Genomic DNA, 18,635 nt, shown 5'->3' on the forward strand with positions numbered 1-18,635 from the left:
GGATGGGCGTATGAAGATCACGCAGGTGCGGCTGGGCCGCATTTCCACCCCGCTGCGGGTGCCGTTCAAAACGGCACTGCGCACCGTCAACAGCGTCGAGGACGTCATCGTGGAGCTCCACACCGACACCGGTGCTGTGGGCTACGGTGAGGCACCGCCCACCGGCGTCATCACCGGCGACACGGCCGGGGCCATCATCGGGGCCATTCAGGACCACATCGCCCCGGCCATCCTCGGCCATGACATCGACGAGTTCGAGGACCTGACCGCTGCCGTGCAGAAGGCCCTCGTCCACAACACCAGCGCAAAGGCTGCGGTGGATATGGCACTGTGGGACCTACTGGGCCAGAAGTACAACGCCCCGGTCTACCGGATGCTGGGCGGTGCCCGGAAGAACATCGTCACCGACATCACCATCAGCGTGAACCCGCCGGAGGAGATGGCGCGGGATGCCCGCACCGCCATCGCCCGCGGGTACGACTGCCTGAAGGTCAAGGTCGGCATCGATCCGGAACTGGATGTGGCCCGGCTGGCCGCAGTCCGCGAGGCGGTGGGCAGAGAGGTCTGCATCCGCATCGATGCGAACCAGGCCTGGAACGCCAAGCAGGCCGTCCGCATCCTGAATCAGATGCAGGACAAGGGGCTGGACATCGAGTTCGTGGAGCAGCCCGTCCCGGCGGCAGACCTGGAGGGGATGCAATACGTCACCCGCCACGCAGACGTCCCGGTGCTGGCCGACGAGAGCGTGTTCAGCCCGGCGGATGCCCTGAAGATCATGCAGACCGGCGCGGCCGACCTCGTGAACATCAAGCTGATGAAGTGCGGCGGCATCACAAACGCGCTGCGGATCGCGGCGGCGGCAGAGGTGTACGGCGTCGAGTGCATGATCGGCTGTATGCTGGAAGCAAAGATCTCGGTCAACGCTGCCGTGGAGCTGGCCTGCGCCAAAAAGATCATCACCCGGATCGACCTCGACGGCCCGGTGCTGTGCAGCGAAGACCACATCCTCGGCGGTGCCGTCTTTGACGAAAAGAACATCACCGTCTCGGATGCGCCCGGCCTCGGCATCCAGGGCTTCGTCCCCGGCAAGGTGCAGTATCTCGGCTGAACTGTGAAAAAACGGACCTCCTCCCACCTGGAAACAGACGGGAGGAGGTCTTTTTTTATTGAATTGTATTTTATACAAGGACAATAAAAAACTTTGTGTTTGGAGATGAATGGATGAAAAGTCGAAAAAAGCGGGCGAAATCGTTGACTTTTTGGGAGCAGGAGGCTATAATTACACATGTTCCGTGTAGAGGAATGGGAAAATCTGTGCGCAATGGGCGCACAATCAATGGGAAGAGGAGTGTTTGAATATGAAAACGCTGAAGGCTCTCGTGGCAAAGTACAATGCCGCCAGCCTCATCCTGCGCATTCTGGTGGGCCTGCTCGTCGGCGTGGTGCTGGCGCTGGTGGTGCCCGGTGCAGGCTGGGTGGAAGAGTTCGGCAACCTGTTCGTCGGTGCGCTGAAGGGCATTGCCCCGGTGCTGGTCTTCGTCATCGTGGCAAGTGCACTGGCACAGGGCACCTCCAAATTGGACCGCCGGTTCGGCACGGTCATCTGGCTGTATATGCTGACCACCTTTCTGGCGGCAGCCATTGCGGTCATCACGAGCTTTCTGTTTCCGCAGACCATCGTTCTGGCAGAGGCTGCGGAGTCGGAAGTGGTGCCGCAGGGCCTTGGCGAGGTGCTGAGCACCCTGCTGACCAACTTTGTGGCAAACCCCATCAGCGCCCTGCTGAACGGCAACTACATCGGCATCCTGTTCTGGGCCTGCCTGTTCGGTCTGGCAATGAAGAAATACGGTGCGGAGAGCACCAAGGTCTTCCTGGCCAACACCGCCGACGCGGTGTCCCAGATCGTCCGCTGGATCATCAATCTGGCTCCCTTCGGCATCATGGGTCTGGTGTATACCAACGTGGTGAACAACGGCCTGTCCATCTTCACCCAGTACGGCAGACTGCTGGCCCTGCTGGTCGGCACCATGCTCTTCATGGCATTGGTGGTCTCGCCGTTCATCATCTTCCTGTATCTGCACTGCAATCCGTATCCGCTGGTCTTCCGCTGCCTGCGTGAATCCGGCCTGACGGCCTTCTTCACCCGCAGCTCGGCCGCGAACATCCCCGTCAACATGGCCTTGTGCGAAAAGCTGGGTCTGGACAAGGATATGTATTCCGTCTCCATCCCGCTGGGCGCGACCATCAACATGGACGGCGCAGCCATCACCATCACCATCATGACGCTGGCTGCGGCCAATACGCTGGGCCTGCAGGTCTCTCTGCCTGCGGCCATCCTGCTGTCGGTCATGTCGGCACTGGGCGCCTGCGGTGCCTCCGGTGTGGCGGGCGGCTCCCTGCTGCTCATCCCTATGGCCTGCTCCCTGTTCGGCATCTCGAACGACATCGCCATGCAGGTCGTCGGCGTCGGCTTCATCATCGGCGTCGTGCAGGACTCCGTGGAAACGGCCCTGAACTCTGCCGGTGACGTCGAGTTCGCCGCCACCGCCGAGTATCACCAGTGGAGCAAGGCGGGCAAGCCCCTGCCGGAGTTCCTGGGCGGAAAAGAGTAAAACGAAAACGCACATCGGCCTCCCTGCTGTTCTGGCAGGGAGGCCGTTTTTGCTGCATGGGTCTGGGACGGATCACAGGTTTTCGGCTCCAGAATAATGGAACGGCCATGTGCTCGTCAATGTATACAAGAAGTTTCGCGCAGAGGAAAAACCTTTTGTGAACGGGAAACAATGAACGAAAAAACGTAAAAAATGCAACCATAAATTCATAGAATGTTCATAGTTCGTTCTGCCTTTCTTCATAAATAGATGGCATAATATGGCCATCCCAAGAGGGAAAGGAGATGAAAATTATGAAGGTTCTGAAGAAGATCGCTCAGATCATCGGCGAGGTTTGCTCCGTCAACGCTGGCATCGATTTCTACGCTGGCTAATGAAAAGTTCTGGTTCCTGTGGGAAAGTGGAACACGAACTTTTGAGCAGATAAAAAAGCAAAACGCTTTGATGATAGAACAAAGGGGAGCCCCGCAGCCATCTGGCTTGCAGGGGCTCCCCTTTTTGTGTCCGGGAATGGGTCAGTCGATGAAGCTGGCCTTTTGCAGGGCGGTCAGGATGAGCGGGATGAGGATGAGCTGGGCGATGATGCCGGGGATGGCGGTGAGCAGCGCACCGGACAGGAACGCCGAGAACGGGAAGGCCGAGCAGGACAGACCCGCCAGCACGAACCGCACGGCACCCCAGACCAGACGGCCCGCTACCATGGCGGTGACGAGGGTGGCATACATCATGGGCAGCGTGTGCCGGACTTTTTTGTACATCCAGCCTGCCACAGCGCCGTAGGTGGCCAGCTCAAAGGCCATGGCGATGGCGATGGGGTACAGCGGGGGCATCCCGAACAGCACCGAGCGCAGCAGCGGCGCGAGGAAGCCCAGGGCCAGGCCCCAGGGGCCGCCCAGCACAAAGCCGGCCAGCAGCACCGGAAAGTGCATGGGGCAGAGCATGTTGCCGACCTGTGGCACATGGCCGGTGATCATGGGCAGGACGAAGGCCAGCGCCAGAAACAGCGCGGCCAGAACGAGATCCCGTGCGGGAGAGTGGGTCTTGGTGTTCATGAATGGTTCCTCCTCTGGGCAGACAAAAAAGGGGCCTGCCCCGGCATTCCTCGCCAAAGGCAGACCCCTTCATGGTGTCCGTTCAACAATCTGCAATGAAAAAATGAAGCCGGGCTTCGGCCCGGTGCCCGGCTTCGTGCCGGAATTGTGAAAATTATAGCAGATGCGGCGAACGCTGTCAAGATGGAAGGAAGCCTTGCAATTTTCACAAAAACGGAAGCGATTGAGCGGATTTTTGCTAATTGATGTACATTTTGACGAAAGAACCTTGACGTTTTTACATAGAATAGATAATATATACTTGAAAAATAGCGTATTGGGGCGCAACAGCCCGCTGCGCAGACATTCCGATGCAAACGCTGAGGTTCATACGGGAGGACCATCATGACAAATGCAGAAAAACTCACCCTGGCAAAGCACGCCTGCCACATTCGCATGGGCGTGATCGAGGGCACGCACAGCGCCAAGTGCGGCCATCCAGGCGGCAGCCTGGACATCGCCGAAGTGCTGTCCTACCTCTATTTTGTAGAGATGAACGTCGATCCGAAGGCTCCGAAGGACCCGGACCGTGACCGTCTGGTGCTCTCCAAGGGCCACGCAGCCCCCGGCCTGTACGCAGCGCTGGCCGAGCGCGGCTTCTTCCCGGTGGAAGACCTCAAGACTCTGCGCAAGATCGGCAGCTACCTGCAGGGCCACCCCAATATGAACAGTGTGCCGGGCGTGGATATGTCCACCGGCAGCCTGGGCCAGGGCATCTCTGCCGCCGCCGGCATGGCACTGGGTGCCAAGCACGCAGGCAAGGCCCTGAACGTCTATGCCATCGTGGGCGACGGCGAGGTCGAAGAGGGCGAGTGCTGGGAAGCCTTTATGTTTGCCGCACACTACGGCCTGTCCAACCTCTGCGTCTTCCTGGACCGCAACCGCCTGCAGATCGACGGCCCCACCGAGAACGTCATGAGCAGCGAGCCGCTGGAAGACAAGCTCCGCGCCTTCAACTTCAATGTCCTGACCATCGACGGCCACGACTACGACCAGATCGAGAAGGCCATCGCAGCCTTCCACGCAGAGAGCGAGAAGCCCACCTGCATCCTGCTGGATACCACCAAGGGCAAGGGCGTCTCCTTTATGGAGAACGCCGTTGACTGGCACGGCAAGGGCCCCAATGACGAGGAATATGAGATCGCCATGAAGGAACTGACCGCAGCCTACGCCGCGCTGGAAGAGGAGGAAAAGTAAGATGGCAGATGTGAAGAAGATTGCGACCCGTGACAGCTACGGCAACACCCTGAAGGAGCTGGCTGCAGAGGGTCACGACGACATCGTGGTGCTGGACGCCGACCTGGCCGCCGCCACCAAGACCGGCATGTTCCGCAAGGAATATCCGGACCGCCACTTTGACTGCGGCATTGCCGAGGGCAACATGATGGGCGTGGCTGCGGGCCTGGCCACCATGGGCTATACCCCGTTCGTTTCCAGCTTTGCCATGTTCGCTGCGGGCCGTGCCTTTGAGCAGATCCGCAACTCCATCGCCTACCCCCGCCTGAACGTTAAGATCGGCGCGACCCACGGCGGCATCTCCGTCGGTGAGGACGGCGCTTCCCACCAGTGCTGCGAGGATTTTGCCCTGATGCGCAGCCTGCCCGGCATGACCGTCATCTGCCCCGCCGATGACGTCGAGGCCCGCGCAGCCGTCCGCGCCGCGTATGCGATGCAGGGCCCGGTCTACCTGCGCTTCGGCCGTCTGGCAGTGCCCGTCTTCCACGATGAGGCCAACTACCACTTCGAGCTGGGCAAGGGCGAGCAGCTCACCGAGGGCAACGACATCGCCATCATCGCCACCGGCCTGATGGTCAATGAAGCCCGTCTGGCGGCAGAGCAGCTGGCCGCTGAGGGCATTCACGCCCGCGTCATCAACATCCACACCATCAAGCCGCTGGATGAGGAGATCGTCATCCAGGCGGCAAAGGAGTGCGGCAAGGTCATCACCGCCGAGGAGCACAGCGTCATCGGTGGTCTGGGCGAGGCCGTCTGCGCCGTCCTGAGCGAGAAGTGCCCCACCCCCGTCCGCCGCGTCGGTGTGCAGGACAAGTTCGGCTGCTCCGGCCCGGCCTGGGATCTGCTGAAGCTGTACGGCCTCGATGCCGCCACCATCTGCAAGACGGCCCACGAGATGCTGTAAGAAAACTGCAAATCCAAAGCGCCTGTCGGCAGATGCTGACAGGCGCTTTTTGCTGGGTTCAGATGCGGGTGAAGGGCACCATGCCGTGCTCTTCGGGGGTGTAGTATTCCATGAGGGCCAGATAGTTCTCGCCCTCGTGGCAGTAGGCGGCGCGGAGGACGCTGTCCAGTTCGCCCCGCATCGAGACGAGCTTGACGATATACTGCGCCATGATCCGGACGATGTTGGACTCGATGCCGTAGCACAGGCCGACGGCCAGCACCGGGATGATGATCTGCTGGGCCAGCAGGGGCACGTTCTGGCCGAACCGCTCCAGAATGGGGCGGCTCATTCTGGAGGCGGCCCAGACGCTGCGGGCGATGGTCCAGAAATCGAACTGGTGCATGTTGGAAAGGCTCTGCAGCCGGAGGACGATCTCCTCGTCGGACAGGATCTTGCCGTAGAGCGCCTCGTCCTCGGTGCGGATGAAGGCGCATTGCAGCATGTCCATGATGGCGGGTTCGAACGTTTCGTGGAAGACCTCCTTGCTGCCGCAGAAGTTCTCGACCGCGCGGATGACGGCGGTGGCGTCCTCGGCGGTGGCAAGGCTGCTGATCTCCAGCGGCACCGGCCCGTAGGAAGCGCCCAGAGCGTCGAGGTCGGCCAGCTCGGTCCGGTTCCGGGTGGCGGGCAGGAAGCGGTCGTTGCCGTTGCGGTGGTAGCCCCAGTCGGAGGGGAGCACGCGGGTGACGAGGTCGCCGCTGGAAAGGATGTTGAAGATGTTGCTCTCACCCCAGGTGACGCGCAGCGAGCCGTCGGCCTTGTGGTTGTTGTCGAAATCCAGCTGCATGTCCGGCTGGTCGGCGGCGGTCAGGGCCGCAGGGGTGGCAAAGGTGTAGACGAAGCAGTTGGCCTTTTCCAGCTGCGGCAGGGCGTTCAGCGCCTTGGCGGCAAGGAGGTTCGCGATGATGGCCCCGCGGCTGTAGCCGCCGATCCAGAGCTTGAGCTCTCCGGGGTCTCCCTCCTGTGCGATCTGCGCCAGATAGGCCTTGAGGGAGGCAAACACGGCGGCCACCGGCGTCGTGAAGCCGTAATGGGCGCTGGTGGAGCCGGTGTGGACGTTGCTGGCCCACTCGCCGCCATAGCCGCCGCCCCGCAGCATCAGGGCCACGAGGGTGCGTGTTTTGCCGTTGTGGATGCAGCGCTTCCGTGCCAGTGAGTAGCCCACGAAATCCCCGGCCTTGCCGGTGTCGATGTCGTAGTTGTAGAAACGGGCATCCCCGAAGCCCAGCAGCTCATAGGCTGCAGCGAGGTTCGCCTCGCGGCCCACAGAGCCGTTGACCCAGTACTGCGGGATGCTGACGGCCGCAGTGAACGCGGCCATGACCATGCCCAGCGTCACGAAGGCCAGCTTGTGGTCGTACTCGGTGGCCGGGTGGTCGAACAGGCTCTCGGAGTAGTAGAAATCGTGGGTGATATCCAGATTGCTCAGGATGCTGAGAAACGGCAGCGGATAGGTGCCGTCCGGCACGGCATGGCCCACCGGCTGCGCCGCAGCGGCAGAGCCAGCCGGGAGCAGCAGCCCGCCGACGGCCGAAAGCCCCAGCGCCTTGCAAAAATCCCGTCGCTTCATACGATGTCGTCCCCTTCCTCAGTTTTTTCTAGTATATCGCATCCCGGCATCAAAAATCAACGGGGCAGCTGCATTTTGCAGCCGCCCCGCGGTGTGTTATCATGAGATTCAGTCGAGGTGCTGGCAGTACTCGACGATGTGGCGGAACATCTGTTCCACAGCCGGGGCCATGGCGGTGGGCCGCTGAACGGCCAGACCGACCACACGGTCTTCTTCCGGCTGGATGGGGTAGATCTTGACCCCGGCCGTGCACTTGCGCAGCAGCATCCGGGGCATGATGGAGATGCCCAGACCGGCTTCCACCATCGCGATGTTGGACTGGTCGTCGATGACGTGGCAGCGGCGCTCAGTGGCGATGGAATATTTCTTGAGGAACTGGCGCATCTCGGCGTCGGTGGCATCCCACTGGACGACAAAGTTCTGGCCGTTCATCAGCTCCGGCGTCATCACGCCGCGGGGCGGTTCGGGCCAGTCCATGGGGGTGATGCAGAGCAGCGGCTCACGGAACAGCTCGGTGAGGGTGAACTCCTCCCGGCAGTTGTTGGAGAGGAAGGCCATGTCCACCTGCCCGGTGCGCAGCCACTCCTTCACGTCGTCGTAGGTGCCCTGATAGACCTCGACCTCGATCTGCGGGAACTGGGCCATGAAGCCCTTGAGGATGTCGGGCAGCAGCCCGGCACAGACGGAGTTGAAAGCGCCCAGCTTCACTTTGCCCTTCTCCAGGCCGTTCAGCCGTGCGATGCTCTGCTGCAGGGCCTCGTCGCTGTTCAGGACGGCCCGGATGGACGGATAGAGCGAGGCACCGTAGCTGGTCATGGTGACGCCGTTCTTGCCGCGGTTGAATAAGGTAAAGCCCAGCTCAGCCTCCATCACCGCAATGGCGTGGCTGATGGCAGACGGGGTCAGGTGCAGCTGCTGGGCGGCTTTGTTAAAGCTGCCCTGCCGCGCGACTGCGTCAAAAATTTCATAGGAAAACAGCGTCATATCCCATGCCTCCTTCCGTTTTCTCGTTCGGAGACGCTTCATTCTCTGTGAATCTTTTTCATCTTTGATTTGAGATAGTTCAATTATCTTCTTGATTGTACTATTCCAGGCTCGTTCTGTCAAGCATTTTCGGGCCGATTTCTGGGCACGGCAGGCGGATCTTGTCAAATCGGATGCAGGATTTGGAGAAGAGAGATCGTATAAAACAAAAGAACGAAAAAAGACACGGTACAAACGATCGAAATGAGGGAAATTGAATGGAAACACTTCAGACACAGACCCGGCCGGGCCTGAGCGGAACGGCGCTCAAGCTCGCTGCCTGCATCACCATGCTCATCGACCACATCGGGGCCTCCTGCATCGAGGCGACCTATGGGGGCGCATACCGGACGCCGCCGCAGATCGTGCAACTGGATCTGGTGCTGCGGCTCATCGGGCGGCTGGCCTTTCCCATCTTCTGCTTTCTGCTCGTGGAAGGCTTCCTCCACACCCATGATGTGAAAAAGTACATCGGGCGGCTGTTCCTGTTTGGGCTTCTCAGCGAGGTACCCTTTGACATGGCCTTCTTCAAGACGCCGTTCCGTTGGGGCAATCAGAACGTGTACTGGACGCTGGCGCTGGGCGTGCTGGCCATGGCGCTGCTGCAAAAATCCGAGGATGCCGACGGCAATGCGGCCTGGACGGGCCGTCTCGCGGCGCTGGGCTGTGCAGTGGTGGCCCAGCTGGCGGGGACAGACTATGGGGCCATTGGGGTGGCCCTCATCGTGGCTTTGTACCTGACGAGGAACTCCCGGCAGAAACAGTGCATCCTTGGGGCCGTGCTGATGCTGTTTGAGATCACGGCCCCGCTGGCGTTCGTGCTGCTCTGGTTCTACAACGGTGAGCGCGGCCGCTGCCCGCAGTGGGCCAAATGGGCGTTTTACGGGTTCTATCCTGTGCACCTGACGCTGCTGGCGCTGGTGACGAATCTGCTCCTGGCATGAAAAAACAGCCGCCCCGGAAGCCCCGGAGCGGCTGCTTTTTTGTGTCCGACAATGGAAAAAGCCCGATGAACTCAAAGGATCATCGAGCTTTTTCTTGGCGGAGTAGGAGGGATTTGAACCCTCGCGCCGTTGTTTAGACGACCTACGCCCTTAGCAGGGGCGCCTCTTCGGCCTCTTGAGTACTACTCCAGAGCAAAGTGTGTTACACTGATTCAAAAAATGGCGGAGAGAGTGGGATTCGAACCCACGGTGCGTTGCCGCACGGCAGTTTTCAAGACTGCTTCCTTAAACCACTCGGACATCTCTCCTCGTGGGCACCCGCACACGCCGTACCGAATGCCTATTTAATTTACCAGATTTCCAGCCTGCTGTCAACCCCAAATTAAAAATTTCTCCACGATGCAGACCAAAAATGATTTTGCGACAACTTTTTTTCGAGCCAAAACAAAACTTTCTCTTTACTTGCACAGCCTTTTGTTGTATAATAAAAACAGCAAGAAACAAACCCGACGGACGAGAACAGAGGAGTGTTGAACGATGTCGTTTCCGGAGCTGTTACGGCAATGCCGCAAGCAAAAGCATATGAGCCAGGCGGAACTTGCGTCACTTTTGGGCGTTACCCAGCAGGCAGTGGGCAAATGGGAGAGCGGGAAAAGCTCCCCGGACCCTGCCACGGTGGCCAAGCTTGCCGAGATCCTGGATACCACCGCAGACTACCTGCTGGGTCTGTTCGATCCCGCCAGCGAGGGCCAGACCGAGGAGCGCTTCTTCGGCAGCTATGTGTACAGCCTGATCCCGGTCATCGGCACGGTCAAGGCCGGTTACGGCGCGCTGGCCTATGAGGAGGACTACGGCAAGGAATATGCCCGCGTCAAAGACCCCTCCAGCTACTTCTATCTTGTGGTGCGCGGCGACAGTATGGAGCCCCGCATCCACGATGGCGATCTGGCTCTGGTGCACCGGCAGGATACGCTGGAAAACGGCGACCTGGGCGTCCTGATCTACGGCGACGAGGGCGAAGGCACCCTCAAGCGGTATCTGCAGCGGGGCAACTGCGTCGTGCTGCAGCCCTTCAACCCGGCTTACAAGGAGCTGGTCATCAAGGGCGAAGACCTGAACCGCCTGCACATCGCAGGCCGCGTGGTCGAGACCAAGGCCAAGTGGTAACCAATTTGCGCTGAAAAGGCTGCTGCAAGGATGCGGCAGCCTTTTTTGATAAACGAACGGAGGTGCGGCATGGAACAGTCGCTGATGGAAAAGCTGACCATTCTGGCAGACAGCGCGAAATACGACGTGGCCTGCACGTCCAGCGGAGCGTCCCGCGCGGCAAAGGCGGGCAGCATGGGCAGCTGCTACGCACCGGGCTGCTGCCATGCCTTTACGGCGGACGGCCGCTGCGTCAGCCTGCTCAAGGTGCTGATGACCAACTGCTGTGCCTTCGATTGCAGCTACTGCGTCAACCGCAGGTCCAACGATGCGCCCCGCGCTACCTTTTCGCCGTGGGAGCTGGCCGAGCTGACCATCGAGTTCTACCGCCGCAACTACATCGAGGGGCTGTTCCTGTCCAGCGCGGTGCTGGTCAGCCCGGACTACACCACCGAGCGGATGCTCAAGACCCTGCGCCTGCTGCGGAACGAATACCATTTCGGCGGGTACATCCACGCCAAGGCCATCCCCGGCACCAGCCCGGAACTGCTGGAGCAGCTGGGTTTTCTGGCCGACCGCCTGAGCGTCAATGTGGAGCTGCCCAGCGAGAGCAGCCTGAAACTGCTGGCCCCGGACAAGGGGCGGCACTCCATCTTCCGGCCCATGAAGCAGATCGCAGTGGAAGGAGCCGCCAACCGGGAGGAACTGACCCTCTACCGCAAAGCACCCCGGTTCGCGCCCGCCGGTCAGAGCACCCAGATGATCGTGGGGGCTTCGCCGGAGACGGATCATCACATCCTCAAGCTGACCGAGGGAATGTACCAGAAATACAGCCTCAAGCGGGTGTTCTACTCCGCCTACATCCCTGTGGCCGAGGATACCCGCCTTCCCGCGCTGGACACCAAGCCCCCGCTGCTGCGGGAGCACCGGCTCTATCAGGCGGACTGGCTGCTGCGGTTCTATCAGTTCAAAGCGGACGAGATTTTAGACGCCGATCACCCGAACTTCAACCCCTATCTGGACCCGAAATGCAACTGGGCGGTCCAGCATTACGGGCTGTTCCCGGTGGACGTGAACCGGGCCCCCTTCGAGATGCTGCTGCGGGTGCCGGGCATCGGCCCCAAGAGTGCCCGGCGCATCTGGCATGCCCGGAAACAGGCCTCGCTGGGGCTGGATGAGCTGAAGCGGATGGGCGTGGTGCTCAAGCGGGCCCAGTATTTCATCACCTGCCGGGGCTTTGCCGGGGCGCATCCGGGGCGGGGCAGCGCGGGCCGGGAGCGGATCACGAGCGCCCTCATCGACCCGAACGTTTTCAGCGGCGGCGTGGAGCAGCTGAGCCTGTTCTCGCCGCCTGCCGTGGACAAGCTGGTGGCACAGGGAGTGCCGCCCCACGCGGCTCAGAAGCTGGTGCGGGAGGAGGCAGTGCAATGTTTGGCCAGAGCGCTGTGAACCCTGCCCGCAAGCTCCACGATGCCGCAGTCGTTTACCTCTACGACGGCAGCTTTGAGGGCTTTCTCTGCTGCGTCTTCGAGAGCTTTGCCCAGCACGAGATCCCGTTTGCGGTCTGGACGCCGGAGCGGGAGACCGCCACCCTCTACCCCTTCAAGGACATCGCCACCGACCACGAAAAGGCCCGGCGGGTGTTTGCCAGCTTTGGCCGGAAACTGGGGGCCGAGACGGAATACCTCGTCACACGGGACTTCCTCTCCGGCCGGGAGGACAAGGAACTGCTCCTCATCCGGTTTCTGCATCTGGCCTTCGCGCTGGGGCCGGGCACAGTCAAGCGGGCAGGCCACCCGGACGTCGCGCCGCTCTACGAGATGAAAAAGAGCCTCGACTGGGAGGTGGACAAATTTCAGGGTTTCGTCCGCTTCGAGGAACACGACGGGATGCTGGGTGCGGTCATCCACCCGAAAAACTACATCCTGCCGCTGCTGCGGGGGCATTTCTGCGGCCGCTTTCCGGAGGAAGACTTCATGATCTACGACGCGGTGCACCAGGCAGTGCTGCTGTATCGGGATCACCGGCCGCAGCTGCTGGAACTGGCCGAGCCGCTGGGGCTTCCCCCGCCCAGCGAGCGGGAGCAGCAGTTTCAGGCGCTCTGGAAGCAGTTTTACAAAACGCTGGAGATCCAGGCCCGCCACAACGAGCGGGGCCGCATGACCCACTGCCCCAAACGCTTCTGGGCCGATCTGACGGAGCTGCGGGAGGAACTGTGAAGCAGCGCGGAACGGCTTGTATTGTGCCGAATGCTGTGATAAAAATCAGAACCGGGAGATACCATGCGGCATCTCCCGGTTTTTGTTGTGGGTCACTGCTCGTTCTTCCGGGCAAGGTCTTTGGTGTAGAGGGCGCGGGTGGCGTTGAGGACGGCCAGCACCATGACGCCGACGTCGGCGAAGATGGCGGTCCACATGCTTGCCAGACCCAGAGCGCCGAGGATCAGGCAGGCGAACTTGATGGCCAGCGCGAAGACGATGTTCTCGTAGACGATGCGGAGGGTGCGGCGGGCGATGCGCATGGCCAGCGCGATCTTGGCCGGGTCGTCGTCCATCAGGACGATGTCCGCGGCCTCAATGGCGGCGTCCGAGCCCAGTGCACCCATGGCGATGCCGAGGTCGGCGCGGGACAGGACGGGCGCGTCGTTGATGCCGTCGCCCACGAAGGCGAGGTTCTCTTTCGGGCCTTTGGCGGCGAGGAGCGTTTCGATCTGGTCCACCTTGTCACCGGGCAGCAGACCGGCATGGTATTCGTCCAGACCCAGCTGATTGGCGACCGCTCTGGCTACAGGCTCGGCGTCGCCGGTCAGCATCACAGTCTTGCGGACGCCTGCGGACTTCAGGCTCCGGATGGCCTGCGCGCTGTGGGGCTTGACCACGTCCGCGATGAGCAGATAACCGGCGTACTGCCCCTCGATGGCCACATGCACGAGGGTGCCCGGCTCGGTCACTTCGGGGGCGGTGAGGCCCAGTTTTGCCATCAGGCGGGCATTGCCGGCGGCAACGGTTTTGCCGTCCACCTTTGCTGTCACGCCGTGGCCGCCAAGTTCCTGGACATCGGTGACGCGGCTGGCGTCGATCTCCCTGCCGTAAGCGGCCTTGATGCTCAGGGAGATGGGGTGTTTGGACCAGCTCTCGGCCAGGGCGGCGGCCTCCACGAGGGCGTCTTCGGTGACACCGTGTTCGGGGTGGACGCCCACGACCTTGAAGGTGCCCTGGGTCAGGGTGCCGGTCTTATCAAAGACCACGATCCCGGTGCGGGCCAGCTCTTCCAGATAGGTGGAGCCTTTGACGAGGATGCCGCAGGCGCTGGCACCGCCGATGCCGCCGAAGAAGCTCAGCGGGATGGAAATGACCAGAGCGCAGGGGCAGGAGATGACGAGGAAGGTCAGGGCGCGATAGACCCAGTCGCCGAAGCGGGCGGGCTGGCCCATCAGCAGCAGGACCACCGGCGGGATGAACGCCAGAGCCAGTGCGCTGTAGCAGACGGCGGGGGTGTACACGCGGGCAAAACGGGTGATGAAGTTCTCGGTGCGGGCCTTCTTCATGCTGGAATTTTCTACGAGGTCGAGGATCTTGGAGACCGTGGACTCGCCAAATTCCTTGGTGGTGCGCACCTTGAGCAGGCCGGTCATGTTCACACAGCCGCTGATGACCTCATCGCCGGTCTGCACATCGCGGGGCAGGCTCTCGCCGGTCAGGGCTGCGGTGTTCAGGGCCGAAGTGCCCTCCACGATCACGCCGTCGATGGGCACACGTTCGCCGGGCTGGACCACGATCACGGTGCCGACTTCGACATCATCGGGGTCCACCTGTTCCAGCTTGCCGTCTGCGTCCTCGATGTTGGCGTAGTCGGGGCGGATGTCCATCAGGCTGGAGATGCTCTGGCGGCTCTTGCCGACGGCCACGCTCTGGAACAGCTCGCCGATCTGGTAAAAGAGGATGACGGCGCAGCCCTCGACATAGTCGCCCAGTGCGAACGCGCCCACGGTGGCAACGGCCATCAGGAAGCACTCGTCGAACGGCTGGCGGTTCTTGATGCCCTTGAGCGCCTTGCGCAGGACATCCCAGCCCACCACGAGGTACGGGATGAGGTAGAGCACCAGCTCCACCGGGGTGGGGAATGCGGGCAGGAGCTTCAGGATCACGATCAGGATGACCGCTGCGATGATCTGATACAGTACCTTTTTCTGCTTTTTGGTCATACGAAACTCTCCTTTTGACGGATGGCTGGGGGCGGTTTCAACAGGTTTTCCCCGGAAAGGAAACTTTTCCACGTTTTCCCCCATGTTTTCCACGAGGTTTTCCCGAAGAAATCTGACTTTTTCGCGTTTGTTTTCAAACTTTTCCGCAAAAGCTGTTGAAAACCCGGTGGAAAGTGTTGAAAACTGGTTTTTCTTTCAACAGGAAATCACCGGGGGAAGGAAACGGCTCCCCCGCAGGAGGAGCCGTTCTCATCGGATGCGTTGCTCAGATATCAAAGATCTCGCAGTCGTCCTCGACCTTTTTGCAGGCGGCCAGAACGTTCACCATGGTGTCGTGGGGGTCTGCGCCCTCTGCGAACTCCACCTTCATCTTCTGGGTCATGAAGCTGACGGTCGCATTTGCCACACCGGCCACGGTGTTGGCGGCGTCTTCCATCTTCTGGGCGCAGTTTGCGCAATCGACCTCGATCTTGTAGCTCTTTTTCATAATAAGTACCTGCCTTTCGGTTATTCTTCGATATGGTCCATCCCCATGGAGAGGATGCTGCGCACATGGTCATCGTCCAGTGCGTAGTAAACGGTCTTTCCGTCCCGGCGGAACCGCACGAGCTTCGAGTCCTTCAGCACCCGGAGCTGGTGGCTCACCGCAGACTGGCTCAGCTGCACCGCATTCGCGAGGTCCTGCACACACAGCTCGCTGTCGTGGAGCGCATACAGGATCTTGATGCGGGAGGAGTCGCCGAACACCCGGAACAGGTCGGCCAGCTCATACAGCACTTCGTCGTCCGGCATCACGAGAGGCTCCGGCTGCGCGGCGGGCAGAGCGTCTTTGGGGTCGTTCATGGCAGTCTCTCCTTTCGCGGCACATTCATGTGAACGTTTGTTCATGTGTTCATAGTATCACGCAGAAGAGGCCCTGTCAAGGCTTTTTGCAAAGATTTTGAACAGAACCTCAAAATTGTAAAAAAATACCCCAATACGCAAGAAAACTGCAATTTCAATCTGCAAAAAGGGTGCGTTTTGAGCGCGGAAAAATGGACGCGCCCGGTGAGGGGGAAGTCCGGCACCGCCTCCCCCATTTTGCCCTATCATAACGCGTTTTGGGCTGACAGAAAAGAGGAAAATGCAGAAATCCACCAAAAACAGGTGCATCGACGCGGAAAATGTGGTATCCTATCAGAAGGTCGGAAATTTACTGCCGCAAGGCAATTCTGGAAAGGAAGTTTTTTATGTTGACTGTTGGCATTCACGGCGAGCAGAGCCAGCTCGTGACGAACGAAAACACCGCAAAGACCATGGGCAGCGGCACACTGGACGTGTTCGCAACGCCCGCACTGGTGGCACTGGCCGAAAAGACCTGCTGGATGAGCGTCGCGTCCGAGCTGGACGAGGGCTGCGGCTCGGTGGGCACGAAGCTGGAGCTGGAGCACACCGCCCCCACCCCCGTGGGCATGACCGTGACCTGTGAGAGCGAGCTGACCGCCGTGGAAGGCCGGAAGCTGGTGTTCAAGGTCTCGCTGCACGACGAAAAAGGCCCCGTGGGCGGCGGCGTGCATGAGCGCTTCGTCGTCAATGACGCGAAGTTCGCGGCGAAGGCGGAGAGCAAGAAGGGGTGAACCCTCTCAGTCACCTTCGGTGACAGCTCTCCCGAAGGGAGAGCCACTGGCGAGTCGGTAGTGGTCGTGCTGGACGAGCGAAGTTTTTTGCAATCGGGAACGGCCGGGCTCCGCTGTCTCGATTCACGGCTGCAATACAAATGCCGCTGCCAATGAGAGCAGGGCCCGGCACCTTGCGCCCCATCGGGCCCAAGCGAACAGCAGGGCTGGCCCGGCCTGCCAATGCCTCGCCCTTCGGGAGAGGTGGCAGTGCGCAGCACTGACGGAGAGGGTCAGTCCCGCAGCCGCTTCACGGTTTCTGGGGGGCGCCCTCCCGTGAGTGGGGACAGAGCGGTTCTTCCAACCGCAGCGGTGGTTCATCCTCCGCCATCACCTGTTCTTCGGCCCGCTGCTGGGCCTCGTGGAGGAGGCGGGCGGCCTGTTCGCTGGCGCGGAACAGCTCAAAGTACAGCGCTTTATAATCCGGCGCGGCAAACACCCCCTTCCCTGTCTGGTTGGGGATAGTCTGCCCCGCGCTGAGGCAAAAAATCAAAAGAGGAATCAGATCTTATGAAAAAAGTCAATCTTTCGTGGGCGGGCGCCGTGCTGGTGTTCGCTCTGCTGCTGTGGTGCACGGCGGCAACCCCCGGCACCATTGCCGACCCGTCTACCTACACCTGCGCCGTGTACAGCACGGCGCTCTCCCTGCTGCCGCCGGTGGTGGCCATCGTGCTGGCCCTGAATACCAAGGAGGTCTACACCTCGCTGCTGGTGGGCATCGCGACGGGTGCGCTGCTCTTTGCCAATGGCAACCTGGAACTGGCCCTGAACACCCTGTTCTTCAACGAAGACGGCGGCATGGTCGCCAAGCTGTCCGACTCCAGCAACGTGGGCATCTTGGTCTTTCTGGTCATGCTGGGCATCCTGGTGGCCCTGATGAACAAGGCGGGCGGCAGCGCGGCCTTTGGCCGCTGGGCGTCCACCCACATCCACACCCGCGCGGGGGCGCAGTTCATGACCCTTGTTCTGGGTGTGCTCATCTTTGTGGACGACTACTTCAACTGCCTGACCGTAGGCTCCGTCATGCGGCCTGTGACCGACCGGCAGAAGGTCTCCCGCGCAAAGCTGGCCTACCTCATCGACGCCACGGCGGCCCCGGTCTGCATCATCGCGCCGGTGTCCAGCTGGGCGGCGGCCGTCACCTCCTCGGTGCCGGAAGGTTCGGGCATCAACGGCTTTACCATGTTCCTGCGCACCATTCCGTATAACTACTACGCCCTGCTGACCCTCATCATGATCCTCTTCCTCATCTTCACGGGCACCGACTACGGCCCCATGAAGCTCAACGAGGACAACGCGCTGAAGGGCGACCTCTTCACCACCGAAGACCGCCCCTACGGCGACGATGTGGACGACGGCACCGCAGCCTGCGGCCATGTCATCGACCTGATCCTGCCGGTGCTGGTGCTCATTGCGGCCTGCATCTTCGGCCTCATCTACACCGGCGGCTTCTTTGAAGGCGTGGACTTCATCACCGCCTTCTCCGACTGCAACGCCTCGGCGGGCCTGGTGATGGGCAGCAGCATCGCGCTGCTGTTCACCTTCGTGTTCTACCGGGTGCGCGGCGTGATGACCTTTCAGGACTTCGCGGCCTGCATCCCGGAGGGCTTCAAGGCCATGGTCAGCCCCATGCTCATCCTGACGCTGGCGTGGACCCTTTCCGGCATGACCAACCTGCTGGGTGCCAAGTATTACGTGGCCAACCTGCTCAACGGCTCGGCGGCTGCGCTGCAATATCTGCTGCCGACCATCATCTTTCTGGTGGCGGTGTTCCTGGCCTTTGCCACCGGCACGTCCTGGGGCACCTTCTCCATCCTCATCCCCATCGTCTGCCATGCGTTCCCGCAGGGGGAGATGCTGGTCATCTCCATTGCGGCCTGCCTGTCCGGCGCGGTGTGCGGCGACCATTGCTCCCCCATCTCGGACACCTCCATCATGGCGTCCGCCGGTGCTCATTGCAGCCATGTGAACCATGTGTCCACCCAGCTGCCCTATGCCATCACGGCGGCGGCCATCTCGGCGGTGTGCTATGTTGTCACCGGCCTGAGCCAGATGTTCCTGGGCGCCAGCGCCAGCCTGCTCACCTCGCTGGTGCTGCTGGCCGTGGCCATCGTGCTGGAGCTGGTGGTGCTGAACGTCATCCGGCTGCGAACGGCCAAAGCAGACTGACCCAACCGGCGTTTTTGGCCCTGTCAAGGGGGCAAAAAT

17 protein-coding genes and 2 tRNA genes are annotated in these 18,635 nt (G+C 61.1%); 10 read left to right on the forward strand and 9 right to left on the reverse strand.

Annotated elements, in window-relative coordinates; genetic code table 11:
* The first annotated feature begins 10 nt into the window (after positions 1 to 10).
* Both I5P96_RS01055 and sstT read left to right on the forward strand, forming a co-directional pair.
* Positions 11 to 1,108: a dipeptide epimerase gene (locus tag I5P96_RS01055; RefSeq protein ID WP_097791745.1), complete on the forward strand. Its 1,098-nt coding sequence runs from the start codon at positions 11 to 13 to the stop codon at positions 1,106 to 1,108.
* Between the two features lie 259 nt (positions 1,109 to 1,367).
* Positions 1,368 to 2,612, forward strand: coding sequence for a serine/threonine transporter SstT (sstT, locus tag I5P96_RS01060; RefSeq protein ID WP_223383774.1), 1,245 nt, complete (start codon positions 1,368 to 1,370; stop codon positions 2,610 to 2,612).
* Between the two features lie 515 nt (positions 2,613 to 3,127).
* Here sstT and I5P96_RS01065 read toward each other — a convergent pair.
* The gene (locus I5P96_RS01065) at positions 3,128 to 3,664 is read right to left on the reverse strand and encodes an ECF transporter S component (protein ID WP_223382784.1); all 537 of its coding nucleotides are present in this window, start codon (positions 3,662 to 3,664) and stop codon (positions 3,128 to 3,130) included.
* 384 nt (positions 3,665 to 4,048) lie between these two features.
* Here I5P96_RS01065 and I5P96_RS01070 point away from each other — a divergent pair, with 384 nt between their 5' ends.
* Positions 4,049 to 4,900, forward strand: a complete 852-nt coding sequence (locus I5P96_RS01070; protein WP_223382785.1) for a transketolase — start codon at positions 4,049 to 4,051, stop codon at positions 4,898 to 4,900.
* Between the two features lies 1 nt (position 4,901).
* Positions 4,902 to 5,843: a transketolase family protein gene (locus I5P96_RS01075; protein WP_223382786.1), complete on the forward strand. Its 942-nt coding sequence runs from the start codon at positions 4,902 to 4,904 to the stop codon at positions 5,841 to 5,843.
* Between the two features lie 58 nt (positions 5,844 to 5,901).
* Here the strand turns inward: I5P96_RS01075 and I5P96_RS01080 are convergent, their stop codons facing one another.
* Together I5P96_RS01080 and I5P96_RS01085 are read right to left on the reverse strand one after the other, a co-directional pair.
* Entirely contained in the window at positions 5,902 to 7,455 is a 1,554-nt protein-coding gene (locus tag I5P96_RS01080) for a lipase family protein (protein WP_223382787.1), read from the reverse strand.
* Positions 7,456 to 7,563: 108 nt separating this feature from the next.
* A complete protein-coding gene (locus I5P96_RS01085; protein WP_097791752.1) occupies positions 7,564 to 8,439 on the reverse strand; it encodes a LysR family transcriptional regulator in 876 nt (291 codons plus the stop codon).
* Positions 8,440 to 8,696: 257 nt separating this feature from the next.
* Between I5P96_RS01085 and I5P96_RS01090 the strand changes: the two genes are divergently transcribed.
* Entirely contained in the window at positions 8,697 to 9,422 is a 726-nt protein-coding gene (locus I5P96_RS01090) for a TraX family protein (protein ID WP_223382788.1), read from the forward strand.
* 95 nt (positions 9,423 to 9,517) lie between these two features.
* Here I5P96_RS01090 and I5P96_RS01095 read toward each other — a convergent pair.
* Positions 9,518 to 9,611 (reverse strand) — tRNA-Ser (locus I5P96_RS01095).
* Positions 9,612 to 9,642: 31 nt separating this feature from the next.
* Positions 9,643 to 9,730, reverse strand: a tRNA-Ser gene (locus tag I5P96_RS01100).
* Positions 9,731 to 9,959: 229 nt separating this feature from the next.
* On the opposite strand from I5P96_RS01100, the gene I5P96_RS01105 reads away from it, so the two are divergent.
* The 3 genes from I5P96_RS01105 to I5P96_RS01115 all read left to right on the forward strand — a co-directional run bounded on the left by I5P96_RS01105 (position 9,960) and on the right by I5P96_RS01115 (position 12,787).
* The gene (locus I5P96_RS01105; RefSeq protein ID WP_097791754.1) at positions 9,960 to 10,589 is read left to right on the forward strand and encodes a LexA family protein; all 630 of its coding nucleotides are present in this window, start codon (positions 9,960 to 9,962) and stop codon (positions 10,587 to 10,589) included.
* Between the two features lie 69 nt (positions 10,590 to 10,658).
* The gene (locus tag I5P96_RS01110; RefSeq protein WP_097791755.1) at positions 10,659 to 12,017 is read left to right on the forward strand and encodes a putative DNA modification/repair radical SAM protein; all 1,359 of its coding nucleotides are present in this window, start codon (positions 10,659 to 10,661) and stop codon (positions 12,015 to 12,017) included.
* A complete protein-coding gene (locus tag I5P96_RS01115; RefSeq protein ID WP_223382789.1) occupies positions 11,996 to 12,787 on the forward strand; it encodes a TIGR03915 family putative DNA repair protein in 792 nt (263 codons plus the stop codon). Before I5P96_RS01110 ends, I5P96_RS01115 begins: the two co-directional genes overlap by 22 nt.
* Before the next feature lie 92 nt (positions 12,788 to 12,879).
* Here I5P96_RS01115 and I5P96_RS01120 read toward each other — a convergent pair whose 3' ends face one another.
* From I5P96_RS01120 to I5P96_RS01130, 3 genes are all read right to left on the reverse strand, one after another.
* Positions 12,880 to 14,772 (reverse strand): heavy metal translocating P-type ATPase, encoded by a 1,893-nt coding sequence (locus I5P96_RS01120; protein ID WP_223382790.1) that lies wholly within the window; start codon positions 14,770 to 14,772, stop codon positions 12,880 to 12,882.
* Positions 14,773 to 15,037: 265 nt separating this feature from the next.
* Positions 15,038 to 15,259 (reverse strand): cation transporter, encoded by a 222-nt coding sequence (locus tag I5P96_RS01125; protein ID WP_097791758.1) that lies wholly within the window; start codon positions 15,257 to 15,259, stop codon positions 15,038 to 15,040.
* 20 nt (positions 15,260 to 15,279) lie between these two features.
* Complete coding sequence (locus I5P96_RS01130) at positions 15,280 to 15,615, reverse strand: ArsR/SmtB family transcription factor (RefSeq protein WP_223382791.1); 336 nt, start codon at positions 15,613 to 15,615, stop codon at positions 15,280 to 15,282.
* 386 nt (positions 15,616 to 16,001) lie between these two features.
* Between I5P96_RS01130 and I5P96_RS01135 the strand changes: the two genes are divergently transcribed.
* Complete coding sequence (locus I5P96_RS01135; RefSeq protein ID WP_097791856.1) at positions 16,002 to 16,388, forward strand: thioesterase family protein; 387 nt, start codon at positions 16,002 to 16,004, stop codon at positions 16,386 to 16,388.
* A gap of 289 nt (positions 16,389 to 16,677) precedes the next feature.
* On the opposite strand, the gene I5P96_RS01140 is transcribed toward I5P96_RS01135, so the two are convergent.
* On the reverse strand, positions 16,678 to 16,920 hold the full coding sequence (locus tag I5P96_RS01140) for a hypothetical protein (RefSeq protein WP_223382792.1): 243 nt from the start codon (positions 16,918 to 16,920) through the stop codon (positions 16,678 to 16,680).
* Positions 16,921 to 16,937: 17 nt separating this feature from the next.
* Here I5P96_RS01140 and I5P96_RS01145 point away from each other — a divergent pair, with 17 nt between their 5' ends.
* The gene (locus I5P96_RS01145; protein WP_223382793.1) at positions 16,938 to 18,596 is read left to right on the forward strand and encodes a Na+/H+ antiporter NhaC family protein; all 1,659 of its coding nucleotides are present in this window, start codon (positions 16,938 to 16,940) and stop codon (positions 18,594 to 18,596) included.
* The last annotated feature ends 39 nt before the right edge of the window (positions 18,597 to 18,635 follow it).

The sequence above is a fragment of the Faecalibacterium prausnitzii genome (assembly GCF_019967995.1).
Taxonomy (GTDB): Bacteria; Bacillota; Clostridia; order Oscillospirales; family Ruminococcaceae; genus Faecalibacterium; species Faecalibacterium prausnitzii_E.

Excerpts from the sequence above, each read along its gene's own strand:
- I5P96_RS01055 (WP_097791745.1), top strand. The coding sequence starts at position 11 with ATGAAGATCACGCAGGTGCGGCTGGGCCGCATTTCCACCCCGCTGCGG.
- I5P96_RS01065 (WP_223382784.1), bottom strand. The coding sequence starts at position 3,664 with ATGAACACCAAGACCCACTCTCCCGCACGGGATCTCGTTCTGGCCGCG.
- I5P96_RS01070 (WP_223382785.1), top strand. The coding sequence starts at position 4,049 with ATGACAAATGCAGAAAAACTCACCCTGGCAAAGCACGCCTGCCACATT.
- I5P96_RS01075 (WP_223382786.1), top strand. The coding sequence starts at position 4,902 with ATGGCAGATGTGAAGAAGATTGCGACCCGTGACAGCTACGGCAACACC.
- I5P96_RS01080 (WP_223382787.1), bottom strand. The coding sequence starts at position 7,455 with ATGAAGCGACGGGATTTTTGCAAGGCGCTGGGGCTTTCGGCCGTCGGC.
- I5P96_RS01085 (WP_097791752.1), bottom strand. The coding sequence starts at position 8,439 with ATGACGCTGTTTTCCTATGAAATTTTTGACGCAGTCGCGCGGCAGGGC.
- I5P96_RS01090 (WP_223382788.1), top strand. The coding sequence starts at position 8,697 with ATGGAAACACTTCAGACACAGACCCGGCCGGGCCTGAGCGGAACGGCG.
- I5P96_RS01105 (WP_097791754.1), top strand. The coding sequence starts at position 9,960 with ATGTCGTTTCCGGAGCTGTTACGGCAATGCCGCAAGCAAAAGCATATG.
- I5P96_RS01110 (WP_097791755.1), top strand. The coding sequence starts at position 10,659 with ATGGAACAGTCGCTGATGGAAAAGCTGACCATTCTGGCAGACAGCGCG.
- I5P96_RS01115 (WP_223382789.1), top strand. The coding sequence starts at position 11,996 with ATGTTTGGCCAGAGCGCTGTGAACCCTGCCCGCAAGCTCCACGATGCC.
- I5P96_RS01120 (WP_223382790.1), bottom strand. The coding sequence starts at position 14,772 with ATGACCAAAAAGCAGAAAAAGGTACTGTATCAGATCATCGCAGCGGTC.
- I5P96_RS01125 (WP_097791758.1), bottom strand. The coding sequence starts at position 15,259 with ATGAAAAAGAGCTACAAGATCGAGGTCGATTGCGCAAACTGCGCCCAG.
- I5P96_RS01130 (WP_223382791.1), bottom strand. The coding sequence starts at position 15,615 with ATGAACGACCCCAAAGACGCTCTGCCCGCCGCGCAGCCGGAGCCTCTC.
- I5P96_RS01135 (WP_097791856.1), top strand. The coding sequence starts at position 16,002 with ATGTTGACTGTTGGCATTCACGGCGAGCAGAGCCAGCTCGTGACGAAC.
- I5P96_RS01145 (WP_223382793.1), top strand. The coding sequence starts at position 16,938 with ATGAAAAAAGTCAATCTTTCGTGGGCGGGCGCCGTGCTGGTGTTCGCT.